We start from the raw sequence: 13,260 nt of genomic DNA, 5'->3' as shown, positions 1-13,260 counted from the left end.
CGGCGTGAACGCCTTATCCGGCCTACACGCAGCACTGAACTCGTAGGCCTGATAAGACGCGACAGCGGCGCATCAGGCAATGTTGTTATTGTCGGATGCGGCGTGAACGCCTTATCCGACCTACACACAGCACCGAACTTGTAGGCCTGATAAGACGCGACAGCGGCGCATCAGGCAATGTTGTTATTGTCGGATGCGGCGTGAACGCCTTATCCGACCTACACACAGCACCGAACTTGTAGGCCTGATAAGACGCGACAGCGGCGCATCAGGCAATGCGGTGTATTACCTGATGCATATTTAAATCCACCACAAGAAGCCCCATATATGAAAAACGCAACGTTCTACCTTCTGGACAATGACACCACCGTTGATGGCTTAAGCGCCGTTGAGCAACTGGTGTGTGAAATTGCCGCAGAACGTTGGCGCAGCGGTAAGCGCGTGCTCATCGCCTGTGAAGATGAAAAACAGGCTTACCGGCTGGACGAAGCCCTGTGGGCGCGTCCGGCAGAAAGTTTTGTTCCGCACAATTTAGCGGGAGAAGGACCGCGCGGCGGTGCGCCAGTGGAGATCGCCTGGCCGCAAAAACGTAGCAGCAGCCCGCGCGATATATTGATTAGTCTGCGAACAAGCTTTGCAGATTTTGCCACCGCTTTCACAGAAGTGGTAGACTTCGTCCCTTATGAAGATTCTCTGAAACAACTGGCGCGCGAACGCTATAAAGCCTACCGCGTGGCTGGTTTCAACCTGAATACGGCAACCTGGAAATAATGGAAAAGACATACAACCCACAAGATATCGAACAGCCGCTTTACGAGCACTGGGAAAAGCAGGGCTACTTTAAGCCTAATGGCGATGAAAGCCAGGAAAGTTTCTGCATCATGATCCCGCCGCCGAACGTCACCGGCAGTTTGCATATGGGTCACGCCTTCCAGCAAACCATCATGGATACCATGATCCGCTATCAGCGCATGCAGGGTAAAAATACCCTGTGGCAGGTCGGTACTGACCACGCCGGGATCGCTACCCAGATGGTCGTTGAGCGCAAGATTGCCGCAGAAGAAGGTAAAACCCGTCACGACTATGGCCGCGAAGCCTTCATCGATAAAATCTGGGAATGGAAAGCGGAATCCGGCGGCACCATTACTCGTCAGATGCGTCGTCTCGGCAACTCCGTCGACTGGGAGCGTGAGCGCTTCACTATGGATGAAGGGCTTTCCAATGCGGTGAAAGAAGTTTTCGTTCGTCTGTATAAAGAAGACCTGATTTACCGTGGCAAACGCCTGGTCAACTGGGATCCGAAACTGCGCACCGCTATCTCTGACCTGGAAGTGGAAAACCGCGAATCGAAAGGTTCGATGTGGCACATCCGCTATCCGCTGGCTGACGGCGCGAAAACCGCAGACGGTAAAGATTATCTGGTCGTCGCGACCACCCGCCCGGAAACTCTGCTGGGCGATACCGGCGTCGCTGTTAACCCGGAAGATCCGCGTTACAAAGATCTGATTGGCAAATATGTCATTCTTCCGCTGGTGAACCGTCGTATTCCTATCGTTGGCGACGAACACGCCGACATGGAAAAAGGCACTGGCTGCGTGAAGATCACTCCGGCGCACGACTTTAACGACTATGAAGTAGGTAAACGCCACGCTCTGCCGATGATCAACATCCTGACCTTTGACGGTGATATCCGTGAAAGCGCCCAGGTGTTCGATACCAAAGGTAACGAATCTGACGTTTATTCCAGCGAGATCCCGGCAGAATTCCAGAAACTGGAGCGTTTTGCTGCACGCAAAGCGATCGTTGCTGCCGTTGATGCCCTCGGCCTGCTGGAAGAGATTAAACCGCACGACCTGACTGTTCCTTACGGCGACCGTGGCGGCGTAGTTATCGAACCGATGCTGACCGACCAGTGGTATGTACGTGCCGATGTACTGGCGAAACCGGCAGTTGAAGCGGTTGAGAACGGCGACATTCAGTTCGTACCGAAGCAGTACGAAAACATGTACTTCTCCTGGATGCGTGATATTCAGGACTGGTGTATCTCTCGTCAACTGTGGTGGGGTCACCGCATTCCGGCATGGTACGACGACGCGGGTAATGTTTATGTTGGCCGCAACGAAGATGAAGTGCGCAAGGAAAATAACCTTGCCGCCGACGTCGCTCTGCGTCAGGACGAAGACGTTCTCGATACCTGGTTCTCCTCTGCGCTGTGGACCTTCTCTACTCTTGGCTGGCCGGAAAACACCGACGCCCTGCGTCAGTTCCACCCGACCAGTGTGATGGTATCTGGCTTCGACATCATCTTCTTCTGGATTGCCCGCATGATCATGATGACCATGCATTTCATCAAAGATGAAAATGGCAAGCCGCAGGTGCCGTTCCACACCGTTTACATGACCGGTCTGATTCGTGATGACGAAGGCCAGAAGATGTCCAAATCCAAGGGTAACGTGATTGACCCGCTGGATATGGTCGACGGTATTTCGCTGCCAGAACTGCTGGAAAAACGTACCGGCAATATGATGCAGCCACAACTGGCGGATAAAATCCGTAAGCGCACCGAGAAGCAGTTCCCGAACGGTATTGAGCCGCACGGTACTGACGCCCTGCGCTTCACCCTGGCGGCGCTGGCTTCTACCGGTCGTGACATCAACTGGGATATGAAGCGTCTGGAAGGTTACCGTAACTTCTGTAACAAACTGTGGAACGCCAGCCGCTTTGTGCTGATGAACACTGAAGGTCAGGATTGCGGCTTTAACGGCGGCGAAATGACCCTGTCACTGGCAGACCGCTGGATCCTGGCGGAGTTCAACCAGACCATCAAAGCGTACCGCGAAGCGCTGGATAGCTTCCGCTTCGATATCGCCGCAGGCATTTTGTATGAGTTCACCTGGAACCAGTTCTGCGACTGGTATCTGGAGCTGACCAAGCCGGTAATGAACGGTGGAACTGAAGCCGAACTACGTGGTACTCGCCATACGCTGGTGACCGTGCTGGAAGGTCTGCTGCGCCTCGCGCATCCGATCATTCCGTTCATCACCGAAACCATCTGGCAGCGTGTGAAAGTACTGTGCGGCATCACTGCCGACACCATCATGCTGCAACCGTTCCCGCAGTACGATGCGTCTCAGGTTGATGAGGCGGCGCTGGCTGACACCGAGTGGCTGAAACAGGCGATCATTGCGGTGCGTAACATCCGCGCGGAAATGAACATCGCACCGGGCAAACCGCTGGAGCTTCTGCTGCGTGGTTGCAGTGCGGATGCAGAGCGTCGCGTAAATGAAAACCGTGGCTTCCTGCAAACACTGGCGCGTCTGGAAAGCATCACTGTGCTGCCTGCCGATGACAAAGGTCCGGTTTCCGTTACTAAGATCGTCGACGGTGCTGAGCTGCTGATCCCGATGGCTGGCCTCATCAATAAAGAAGATGAGCTGGCACGTCTGGCAAAAGAAGTGGCGAAGATCGAAGGCGAAATCAGCCGCATCGAGAACAAGCTGGCGAACGAAGGCTTTGTATCCCGCGCACCGGAAGCGGTTATCGCGAAAGAGCGTGAGAAGCTGGAAGGTTATGCGGAAGCGAAAGCGAAACTGATTGAACAGCAGGCGGTTATCGCCGCGCTGTAATACCCACCGTGAAAACGAAGGCCGGAGCATGCTCCGGCCTTTTTATTTAGATAAACGGAACATACGGCATAATACCGCGAGATATCCACATTAACGGCCCGCTATCCTGCGGTTTGTCATCATTGGTTAATTCCAGCGAATCAAGGTCACCCTGAACATGGGTATTATTGGCAATCCAGCCAACCATCCACATTTTCAGCCAGGGATAAGCCAGTCCACAGGTGATTGAAGCCCCCATTAATATCGCAAACATGCGCAGAAGCATACCGAAGGTGGTAACAGACGAATGGAAATGAATTGTTCCATTTGCCAGTGTCAGATTATTCAGAAACAGACCGCGTAACGTTGCATAGAGATAACTGGCAAAAACAAGAATCGCCACAAAATACAGGAAATAGGAAGCCATAATCTGCGGGTAATATTGCAATATAAGATCACTACCCGCACCAGCCCGCCCTAACATAGTCATCATCATTAATTGCTGAAATACTGGCGCAATCATAATACCAATGACAATGATGAAAGGAACCATGGTCAATATTGCGAGCATACATCCTTTAATGCATTCTTTTACGTTTACCTTAATAGAGAACTGATGAGTGCCAAAGGTCGCGTTATTACCCAGCAACGGCATCCATTTGCTATAGGTAATACCGTGGACAACACCCAATCCGACGGCTGAAAGTAAACTTAACACCACTAAATTAAAGACTAATCCTCCTATTGATGTCATAACTTGCGCAATAAGGTATAGCGCTAACCAAAAAGCTAACGCCAACAGAACAGGCAGACCTAACATCACCCACCATGCACGGAGCATGGAGCAGTTAAAGCCAAAGCGAATACCATTCAGTGAGGTCATGTTCGCCTGATATTGCAGACTCTTCACTGCCATGCAAGGAATACCGCAGATCAAGAGGGCAAACAGGAAAAAACCAAGCACAAAGTGTTGGCCTGAAAAACAAAAAATACTGAAAAAATAAACGATCATAATAAGTAACATGCTAACAAAAATGGCACCACCTGTTCCCTTATAACTAAATGGTTGCCCCTTGAGTGTCACATGTTGATAAATATAACGACGGCATTTCACTAATGCCCACGGCCCATATATTCCCAGCGTAATAATTGTCAGTAAAAAATTCACAAGACAAATAAGAAAATACTCACCACCCTTGCCTGTAAAAACAAATGCGTGACGAGGATTATCTTTCCCGACGTTTACACCATTCATGAACTATATCCCTAAAATAAATTCCATTCATACAGATAATAAATCCAGTACAATAATACTGGTACGCCTAGAATACGCCTTCTCAAAGAGATATATGCTTAATATTTTCTGATTTATCTTCTTCTTGCACCGCATAAGCGAGGGTGGTATTAAAGTGAGCTATAAATCATACATTTGAAATTGAGCTATGCTATGAATGTTGTCGCTTCTCCCGCGCTCCGTTTGCGCAAACTTACCGCCACCGATAATCCTGCTATTGCCAGCGTCATCCGCCAGGTGTCCGCAGAGTACGGTCTGACCGCCGATAAAGGCTATACCGTTGCCGATCCCAATCTCGACGAGCTGTATCAAATGTATAGTCAGCCTGGCCATGCGTATTGGGTGGTTGAATACCACGGCGAAGTGGTCGGCGGCGGCGGAATTGCGCCATTAACCGGGAGTGAGTCAGACATTTGCGAATTACAAAAAATGTATTTTCTTCCTGCTATTCGCGGCAAAGGGCTGGCAAAAAAACTGGCCTTAATGGCGATGGAGCAGGCGCGAGAAATGGGCTTCAAACGCTGCTATCTGGAAACAACCGCTTTTTTGAAAGAAGCGATTGGTTTGTATGAACATTTAGGTTTTCAACATATCGACTATGCGCTTGGCTGCACGGGCCATGTCGATTGTGAAGTGCGGATGCTGCGCGAACTGTAAAAAAATGCCCGCTAGTGTGTGCTATCGGGCATTTTAATCAATTAATTAATGGCGAACACCGTCATCATCTTCGTCGACAAAATCTTCATCGTCGCCTTCTTCACCGTTAGGATCTTCAAAGTAAGTCCCCCAACCGTCGTATTCAACGTCGAATTTCTCTGCCAGGTTCATCAATTGCTCAACCTGAGCATCGATCAGATCGGCATTCAACGCGCATTCGCTGATGATGTCACAGCAAATCACGATATCACCCTCTTCAACTTCCAGCTCTTCTGGATCGGTCACTTCATAGCCGAGTTTAAATGCTTCAACCGCCGCTTTTTCCAGGGTTTCCAGATCGTCTGCGGAAAGGTGATGCTCGATGGTGTACAGCGCGTCTGGATCGCTACCATCTTCCAGTAATTCTTCAATAATCAAACGCGTTTCTTCACGCTGTTCTTCCAGTTGTTCCGGGTTTGCCATGGCTTATTCCTCTTAATGTCCTGCCGATACTCTTATTGTCACACACCACTGACATTGCCTCCACCTTTGTGATAAAGATTTATGCCTCAGGCTTGCAAATGAATATTCATACATATAAATTGAATTTTAATTCATTAGGCGTTAGCCACAGGAGGGATCTATGTCCGGGTTTTATCATAAGCATTTCCTGAAATTACTCGATTTCACACCCGCTGAAATCAACAGCCTGCTTCAGTTAGCCGCGAAGCTGAAAGCCGATAAGAAAAACGGTACTGAAGAAGCCAGACTCACGGGTAAAAACATCGCGCTCATCTTCGAAAAAGACTCGACACGTACCCGATGCTCTTTCGAAGTTGCCGCATATGACCAGGGCGCTCGCGTCACTTATCTCGGCCCCAGCGGCAGCCAGATTGGTCATAAAGAGTCGATTAAAGATACTGCCCGCGTGCTTGGACGCATGTATGACGGTATTCAGTATCGCGGCTATGGTCAGGAGATCGTCGAAACGCTGGCAGAATACGCTGGCGTGCCGGTCTGGAACGGGCTGACCAATGAATTCCATCCAACGCAGTTGCTGGCTGATCTGCTGACCATGCAAGAATATTTACCGGGTAAAGCGTTCAATGAAATGACGCTGGTCTACGCCGGAGATGCCCGCAACAACATGGGCAATTCGATGCTGGAAGCTGCTGCGCTGACTGGCCTGGATTTACGCCTGGTGGCACCGCAGGCGTGCTGGCCGGAAGCCTCGCTGGTTGCGGAATGTCGCGCGCTGGCACAACAGAACGGCGGGAATATTACACTGACAGAAGATATCGCGGCAGGCGTTAAAGGCGCAGACTTTATCTATACCGATGTGTGGGTGTCGATGGGGGAAGCGAAAGAGAAATGGGCAGAACGTATTGCACTGCTGCGTGATTATCAGGTAAACAGCAAAATGATGCAGTTGACGGGTAATCCCGAAGTCAAATTCCTGCACTGTCTGCCCGCATTTCATGACGATCAAACCACGCTTGGCAAGAAAATGGCTGAAGAATTTGGCCTGCATGGTGGGATGGAAGTGACGGATGAGGTCTTCGAATCTGCCGCCAGCATTGTTTTTGATCAGGCGGAAAACCGTATGCATACCATCAAAGCAGTGATGGTCGCGACGCTTGCCAAATAACACCAGTACCGGAGGCGGCGTAACGTCGCCACCGGTATAATCCGCTTATACCATCTGCATCTTCACAACCGCTTTGCGAACCCTGGCTGGCTCGCCCACTGCGCACAGTGGCTTGTGCACTTCACCCGGATAGAACACGACAAAGTCCCCTTCATTGAGGATGACGGTCTTCTCTTCAACGCCTTCCGGCAAAAAAGCGATGTCTTTATCTGCTAACCAGTCAGTATCCGGTGTACCCGCAGGTTGCGTGCTAAAGGTCATGCCCTCCTGCCCTTTTAACACAATTTGAATGTCGAGATAGCGAGCATGATACTCTGCGCGACGCGCTTCATACGGCTCGGTCATATCTTCAGAGATAAGATAAAACAGACGGTTGCCTTCGATATCGTGCTTACCCTTTGGCGTTTCTGCCGTAACGTGCGCTTTAATATGCTCAATCGCCTGGCGTAACTCTTCCGGCAACCATTGCTGGAGATTATGAATATTTCCGATGATCATTTCTTTCCTTTCCTCAATTAAAACATTGTTTCATTTCTCTTGTTATACGTAATTCCTTATAGCCATACCAGTATTTTTTGCCGCCTGATTGCGCCAGCGCATATTTTCCTGCCCGTTCCCGCGCCATCCCACCTTATGTTATAAATTCAAATTTAAAGCATATAAATTCACAACAATCGTTTACCTGGGGAGTTTTTTGCATTAATCGCTTGATCCCACTTTCTGGCTGAGTATAATGCCGGACAATTTGCCGGGAGGATGTATGGTTCAGTGTGTTCGACATTTTGTCTTACCGCGTCTGAAAAAAGACGCTGGCCTGCCGTTTTTCTTCCCGTTGATCACCTATTCCCAGCCCCTCAATCGAGGGGCTTTTTTTTGCCCAGGCGTCAGGAGATAAAAGATGGCTAATCCGCTATATCAAAAACATATCATTTCCATAAACGACCTTAGTCGCGATGACCTTAATCTGGTGCTGGCGACAGCGGCGAAACTGAAAGCAAACCCGCAACCAGAGTTGTTGAAACATAAAGTGATTGCCAGTTGCTTCTTCGAAGCATCAACCCGCACCCGCCTCTCTTTCGAAACCTCGATGCACCGCCTGGGTGCCAGCGTGGTGGGATTCTCCGACAGCGCCAACACGTCATTGGGTAAAAAAGGGGAAACGCTGGCCGATACCATTTCGGTTATTAGTACCTATGTCGATGCGATTGTGATGCGCCACCCGCAGGAAGGTGCGGCGCGCCTGGCCACCGAGTTTTCCGGCAATGTACCGGTACTGAATGCCGGTGATGGTTCCAACCAACATCCGACGCAAACCTTGCTGGATCTGTTCACGATTAAGGAAACTCAGGGGCGTCTGGACAATCTCCACGTCGCAATGGTCGGTGACCTGAAATATGGCCGTACCGTGCACTCTCTGACCCAGGCGCTGGCAAAATTCGACGGCAACCGTTTTTACTTCATCGCCCCGGATGCGTTGGCAATGCCGCAATACATTCTGGATATGCTCGATGAAAAAGGTATCGCCTGGAGTCTGCATAGCGCCATCGAAGAAGTGATGGCGGAAGTGGATATTCTGTATATGACCCGCGTGCAAAAAGAGCGCCTGGATCCGTCTGAATACGCCAACGTGAAAGCGCAGTTTGTCCTGCGCGCCAGCGATCTCCACAACGCCAAAGCCAATATGAAAGTGCTGCATCCGCTGCCGCGCGTTGATGAGATTGCGACAGATGTTGATAAAACGCCGCACGCCTGGTACTTCCAGCAGGCAGGTAACGGAATTTTCGCTCGCCAGGCGTTACTGGCACTGGTTCTGAATCGCGATCTGGTACTGTAAGGGGAAATAGAGATGACACACGATAATAAATTGCAGGTTGAAGCTATTAAACGCGGCACGGTAATTGACCATATCCCCGCCCAGATCGGTTTTAAGCTGTTGAGTCTGTTCAAGCTGACCGAAACGGATCAGCGCATCACCATTGGTCTGAACCTGCCTTCTGGCGAGATGGGGCGCAAGGATCTGATCAAAATCGAAAATACCTTTTTGAGTGAAGATCAGGTAGACCAACTGGCATTGTATGCACCGCAAGCCACGGTAAACCGTATCGACAACTATGAAGTGGTTGGCAAATCGCGCCCCAGCCTGCCGGAGCGCATCGACAATGTGCTGGTCTGCCCGAACAGCAACTGTATCAGCCATGCCGAACCGGTTTCTTCCAGCTTTGCAGTGAGAAAACGCGCCAATGATATCGCGCTCAAATGCAAATACTGCGAAAAAGAGTTTTCCCATAATGTGGTGCTGGCCAATTAATTGCGGTTGGTAATAAAAGTCTGGCTCCCTATAATGAGCCAGACTTTTTACCGCTGTAATAAAGGAGAAATCATGAGCAAAACTATCGCGACGGAAAATGCACCCGCAGCTATCGGTCCGTATGTTCAGGGCGTTGATCTGGGCAGTATGATCATCACCTCCGGTCAGATCCCGGTAAACCCGAAAACGGGCGAAGTTCCGGCAGACGTAGCCGCACAGGCGCGTCAGTCTCTGGATAACGTAAAAGCGATCGTGGAAGCGGCTGGCCTGAAAGTGGGCGATATCGTTAAAACCACCGTTTTTGTGAAAGATCTGAACGACTTCGCAACCGTAAATGCCACTTACGAAGCCTTCTTCACCGAACACAATGCCACCTTCCCGGCACGTTCTTGCGTTGAAGTTGCCCGTCTGCCGAAAGACGTGAAGATTGAGATCGAAGCGATCGCTGTTCGTCGCTAATCTCTTTCAAAAAGATAATCCAGGTTTCGCGCCTGGATTATCTGATTCAACCACGGAGGGTTGAAGATGGCTAAAGCCCGTTTCACTGATGAACAAATTGCTGAAATTTTACAGCAGTCAAAAAAGGGTGCACCTAATAAGGATTTATGTGAACACTATCAATTTAGTGTTAGTACGCTGCGGCGCTGGCAAGAACAGCACGCAGAAGGCGTAAGAAGTGAATTAAAAAAAATAGAATCCAAAGCGCAAATCGTCTTTCTGCTTTTCTTTGCTGTCTCCATTATACTCACGCTTATATTTGGCAAGCCTACAGGTGGATGGGTAATACCGCCTTTATTACTTTATTGTGTTTATTATATCCGCCTGTATCGCAACATCTCCTCCAGACACATTAAAAAAGAAGACATCTATCTCTCTCGTTCGGTAAATAAAAGCTATAGCGCCCTTTATAATTTGAGCTGGACGTTTATTTGTTTTTTTATTTTTGCAGTAATCTATTTTTTTGTGCAGATTTTTTCGTAGGTGACCGACCTGAAAGAATATTTCAGGTCAGTCTCATCACTGGCTTACTGCCAGCCGTAACGACGGCTATAGAACCCTTTCACCAGTTGCGTTAATGTCATATACCCTGCCAGAATCGCAATCAGCCACGGGAAATAGCTTAACGGCAACGCCTGCAGTTGCAGATAACTGGCCAGCGGCGAGAACGGCAACGCGATCCCCACAACCATCACGATCACGGTCATGATCATTAACGGCCACGATGCGCGGCTCTGAATAAACGGAACACGGCGGGTACGGATCATATGTACAATCAGCGTTTGCGACAGTAACCCCACCACAAACCAGCCCGACTGGAACAGCGTTTGCGTTTCCGGTGTGTTGGCATGGAATACCCACCACATCAGGCAAAACGTCAGAATATCGAAGATCGAACTGATCGGTCCGAAGAAGATCATAAAGCGCCCCAGATCCGCCGGATTCCAGCGCTGCGGCTTTTGAATTTGCTCGTCGTCGACGTTATCAAACGGGATAGCCACCTGTGACACATCGTACAGCAGGTTCTGAATAAGCAAGTGTAACGGCAACATCGGCAGGAAAGGCAAGAAAGCACTCGCCACCAGCACGCTGAACACATTACCGAAGTTAGAACTCGCCGTCATTTTGATGTATTTCAGCATGTTGGCGAAAGTGCGACGTCCCTCAATAACCCCCTCTTCCAGCACCATCAGGCTTTTTTCCAGCAGGATGATATCAGCCGCTTCACGAGCAATATCTACCGCGCCGTCCACGGAAATTCCAATATCCGCAGCGCGTAAGGCGGGCGCATCATTTATTCCATCGCCCATAAAGCCAACCACATGCCCTTCACGCCTCAGTAAGGTCACAATGCGTTCTTTATGCATCGGCGTCAGGCGCGCGAACAGCGTGGTACGTTGCGCGAGATTTGCCAATTCGTCGTCAGTTAGCGTTTCAATATCACTACCAGTAACCACTTCTCCTGCGTCCAGCCCCACTTCATGGCACACTTTCGCCGCCACTAACTCACTGTCGCCAGTAAGGAGCTTCACGGTAATTCCACTGGCTTTTAACGCCCGCAGAGCCGGAGCCGTTGTCTCTTTTGGCGGATCAAGAAAAGCGATATATCCTTCGAGGATCAGATCGGATTCATCAATTCGCTGGTAATCTCCTTCACGCGCTGGCAGGTATTTCGTCGCCACCGCAACCACGCGCAGCCCCTGACGGTTCAGCGTATCAGTAACCCGTTTAATCTTGCGTAACATGGTGTCATCAAGCGGGACAATCTCGCCATTGTGACGCACTTGCGAACACACATTGAGGATCTCCTGCAATGCACCTTTGCAGACCAGTTGATGGTGTTCGGCATTTTCTGCCACTACTACCGACATCCGGCGGCGCTCGAAATCAAACGGAATTTCATCCACTTTCTGCCAACGACTGGCCAACAGACGGGCAGACTCTTCATCGATGCCTTCCAGCACCGCCGTATCGAGCAGGTTTTTAAGCCCGGTCTGGTAATGGCTGTTCAACCACGCACTATGTAGCACCCGCTCGCTGGTTTTACCGGAGATATCGGTATGATTCTCCAGCACAATTTTATCTTGCGTCAGGGTGCCTGTTTTATCAGTGCACAGAATATCCATAGCGCCAAAGTTCTGAATGGCATCCAGATGTTTGACGATCACTTTCTGTTTCGACAGCTTGACTGCGCCACGTGCCAGCGTCGAAGTGACAATCATCGGCAACATTTCCGGTGTTAAGCCTACCGCAACCGAAAGCGCGAACAGCGCTGCTTCCCACCAGTCACCTTTGGTGTAACCGTTGATGAGCAGCACCACCGGCGTCATCACCAGCATAAAGCGAATCAACAATATGCTGACGCGGCTGATCCCTTGTTGAAAGGCGTTCGGCTCGCTTTCCTGCTCGCTGACACGCCCCGCCAGTTGACCAAACCAGGTATTGGCACCTGTGGCAATCACCATTGCTTGTGCCGTGCCGCTCACCACGGTGGTGCCCATAAAACACAAAGTGTCGCACTCCAGCGGATTACAGTGCTCTGACTGGCGGGTAGTTGCTGCTTTTTCAACAGGCAGAGACTCACCGGTTAATGACGCCTGAGCGATGAACAGATCGCGCGCCTGCAAAATACGTAAATCGGCCGGGATCATATCCCCCGCCGCCAGTTTAATAATATCGCCAGGCACTAACTGGTCGATTGGGATCTCCAGCCAGCCATTTTCCCCTTTGTCGTTAATTACACGCAGCACCGTCGCGGTATTGCTGACCATCGCTTTCAGGGCATCTGCCGCTTTAGTGGAACGCGCTTCCTGAATAAAGTTCAGCAGCGTGGAAATAGCCACCATTAACGCGATCACACCTGCAGCAAATAAATCCTCCGTGGCATAAGAAATACCGCCGAGAATGGTGAGCAATATATTAAAGGGGTTGCGATAACAGACCCACAAATGTACCCACCACGGAGACGGTTGTTGCGCAGGTAATTTATTTTCACCATGTTGTTCGCGGGCTAATTCCACTTCCGCCTGATTTAACCCTTCCGGATGGGTGTCGAAGGTTTTCCATAATTCCTCTTCTGGCATTACCGCCATTTTCAGGCAATGCGCACTTAAGGAAGGGGGGATCGGAATATTCGCTGTCTGTTGCGCGCCAGGCAACGGATCGCGATGAACCAGACGAGAAGGTAAATGGCGAATGAGCCGGGTAAAAATTTCTTTAAACATAGGAAGTCCCTCCGCACCCCGTAAGCATGGTGCAGAAAATATCTTCA

General features: G+C 50.2%; 13 protein-coding genes. 9 read left to right on the top strand and 4 right to left on the bottom strand.

All coding sequences use genetic code 11. The features are described from left to right. Positions 1 to 327: 327 nt before the first annotated feature. Both holC and valS read left to right on the top strand, forming a co-directional pair. On the top strand, positions 328 to 771 hold the full coding sequence (gene holC, locus BEA93_RS10390) for a DNA polymerase III subunit chi (RefSeq protein ID WP_000786399.1): 444 nt from the start codon (positions 328 to 330) through the stop codon (positions 769 to 771). After that, positions 771 to 3,626 carry a valine--tRNA ligase gene (gene valS, locus BEA93_RS10385; RefSeq protein WP_001517658.1) on the top strand — a complete coding sequence of 952 codons (2,856 nt, stop codon included), beginning with the start codon at positions 771 to 773 and terminating at the stop codon, positions 3,624 to 3,626. The genes holC and valS overlap by 1 nt, the downstream gene beginning before the upstream one ends. Positions 3,627 to 3,672: 46 nt before the next feature. Here the strand turns inward: valS and BEA93_RS10380 are convergent, their stop codons facing one another. Beyond that, positions 3,673 to 4,860, bottom strand: a complete 1,188-nt coding sequence (locus BEA93_RS10380; RefSeq protein WP_001014712.1) for a YjgN family protein — start codon at positions 4,858 to 4,860, stop codon at positions 3,673 to 3,675. Between the two features lie 192 nt (positions 4,861 to 5,052). Between BEA93_RS10380 and BEA93_RS10375 the strand changes: the two genes are divergently transcribed. After that, positions 5,053 to 5,556: a GNAT family N-acetyltransferase gene (locus tag BEA93_RS10375; protein ID WP_001468314.1), complete on the top strand. Its 504-nt coding sequence runs from the start codon at positions 5,053 to 5,055 to the stop codon at positions 5,554 to 5,556. A gap of 45 nt (positions 5,557 to 5,601) precedes the next feature. Here BEA93_RS10375 and rraB read toward each other — a convergent pair whose 3' ends face one another. Next, entirely contained in the window at positions 5,602 to 6,018 is a 417-nt protein-coding gene (gene rraB, locus BEA93_RS10370; protein WP_000002962.1) for a ribonuclease E inhibitor RraB, read from the bottom strand. Between the two features lie 160 nt (positions 6,019 to 6,178). Here rraB and argF point away from each other — a divergent pair, with 160 nt between their 5' ends. Continuing rightward, positions 6,179 to 7,183, top strand: coding sequence for an ornithine carbamoyltransferase (argF, locus tag BEA93_RS10365; RefSeq protein WP_000012892.1), 1,005 nt, complete (start codon positions 6,179 to 6,181; stop codon positions 7,181 to 7,183). 45 nt (positions 7,184 to 7,228) lie between these two features. On the opposite strand, the gene tabA is transcribed toward argF, so the two are convergent. Beyond that, positions 7,229 to 7,681: a toxin-antitoxin biofilm protein TabA gene (gene tabA / locus BEA93_RS10360; protein WP_000583473.1), complete on the bottom strand. Its 453-nt coding sequence runs from the start codon at positions 7,679 to 7,681 to the stop codon at positions 7,229 to 7,231. Between the two features lie 262 nt (positions 7,682 to 7,943). Between tabA and pyrL the strand changes: the two genes are divergently transcribed. The 5 genes from pyrL (at position 7,944) to BEA93_RS10335 (ending at position 10,472) form a co-directional block, all read left to right on the top strand. Then, positions 7,944 to 8,078 (top strand): pyr operon leader peptide, encoded by a 135-nt coding sequence (gene pyrL / locus BEA93_RS10355; RefSeq protein WP_032141493.1) that lies wholly within the window; start codon positions 7,944 to 7,946, stop codon positions 8,076 to 8,078. 3 nt (positions 8,079 to 8,081) lie between these two features. Continuing rightward, complete coding sequence (gene pyrB, locus BEA93_RS10350) at positions 8,082 to 9,017, top strand: aspartate carbamoyltransferase (RefSeq protein ID WP_000013036.1); 936 nt, start codon at positions 8,082 to 8,084, stop codon at positions 9,015 to 9,017. 12 nt (positions 9,018 to 9,029) lie between these two features. After that, positions 9,030 to 9,491 (top strand): aspartate carbamoyltransferase regulatory subunit, encoded by a 462-nt coding sequence (gene pyrI / locus BEA93_RS10345; protein ID WP_000148581.1) that lies wholly within the window; start codon positions 9,030 to 9,032, stop codon positions 9,489 to 9,491. A gap of 72 nt (positions 9,492 to 9,563) precedes the next feature. Beyond that, entirely contained in the window at positions 9,564 to 9,950 is a 387-nt protein-coding gene (locus BEA93_RS10340; RefSeq protein ID WP_000047542.1) for an enamine/imine deaminase, read from the top strand. Between the two features lie 66 nt (positions 9,951 to 10,016). Next, positions 10,017 to 10,472, top strand: coding sequence for a transposase (locus BEA93_RS10335; RefSeq protein WP_001029764.1), 456 nt, complete (start codon positions 10,017 to 10,019; stop codon positions 10,470 to 10,472). 44 nt (positions 10,473 to 10,516) lie between these two features. On the opposite strand, the gene mgtA is transcribed toward BEA93_RS10335, so the two are convergent. Continuing rightward, on the bottom strand, positions 10,517 to 13,213 hold the full coding sequence (gene mgtA / locus BEA93_RS10330; protein WP_105224540.1) for a magnesium-translocating P-type ATPase: 2,697 nt from the start codon (positions 13,211 to 13,213) through the stop codon (positions 10,517 to 10,519). Between the last annotated feature and the right edge of the window lie 47 nt (positions 13,214 to 13,260).

The sequence above is a fragment of the Escherichia sp. MOD1-EC5950 genome (assembly GCF_002965345.1).
GTDB classification, from domain to species: domain Bacteria; phylum Pseudomonadota; class Gammaproteobacteria; order Enterobacterales; family Enterobacteriaceae; genus Escherichia; species Escherichia marmotae.
The sequence above is the reverse complement of the archived record's forward strand: the minus strand, read 5'-3'. Positions and strand labels throughout refer to the sequence as shown.

What these genes read in the sequence shown, in the direction of transcription:
- holC (WP_000786399.1), top strand. Translation starts at nt 328, where the DNA reads ATGAAAAACGCAACGTTCTACCTTCTGGACAATGACACCACCGTTGAT.
- valS (WP_001517658.1), top strand. Translation starts at nt 771, where the DNA reads ATGGAAAAGACATACAACCCACAAGATATCGAACAGCCGCTTTACGAG.
- BEA93_RS10380 (WP_001014712.1), bottom strand. Translation starts at nt 4,860, where the DNA reads ATGAATGGTGTAAACGTCGGGAAAGATAATCCTCGTCACGCATTTGTT.
- BEA93_RS10375 (WP_001468314.1), top strand. Translation starts at nt 5,053, where the DNA reads ATGAATGTTGTCGCTTCTCCCGCGCTCCGTTTGCGCAAACTTACCGCC.
- rraB (WP_000002962.1), bottom strand. Translation starts at nt 6,018, where the DNA reads ATGGCAAACCCGGAACAACTGGAAGAACAGCGTGAAGAAACGCGTTTG.
- argF (WP_000012892.1), top strand. Translation starts at nt 6,179, where the DNA reads ATGTCCGGGTTTTATCATAAGCATTTCCTGAAATTACTCGATTTCACA.
- tabA (WP_000583473.1), bottom strand. Translation starts at nt 7,681, where the DNA reads ATGATCATCGGAAATATTCATAATCTCCAGCAATGGTTGCCGGAAGAG.
- pyrL (WP_032141493.1), top strand. Translation starts at nt 7,944, where the DNA reads ATGGTTCAGTGTGTTCGACATTTTGTCTTACCGCGTCTGAAAAAAGAC.
- pyrB (WP_000013036.1), top strand. Translation starts at nt 8,082, where the DNA reads ATGGCTAATCCGCTATATCAAAAACATATCATTTCCATAAACGACCTT.
- pyrI (WP_000148581.1), top strand. Translation starts at nt 9,030, where the DNA reads ATGACACACGATAATAAATTGCAGGTTGAAGCTATTAAACGCGGCACG.
- BEA93_RS10340 (WP_000047542.1), top strand. Translation starts at nt 9,564, where the DNA reads ATGAGCAAAACTATCGCGACGGAAAATGCACCCGCAGCTATCGGTCCG.
- BEA93_RS10335 (WP_001029764.1), top strand. Translation starts at nt 10,017, where the DNA reads ATGGCTAAAGCCCGTTTCACTGATGAACAAATTGCTGAAATTTTACAG.
- mgtA (WP_105224540.1), bottom strand. Translation starts at nt 13,213, where the DNA reads ATGTTTAAAGAAATTTTTACCCGGCTCATTCGCCATTTACCTTCTCGT.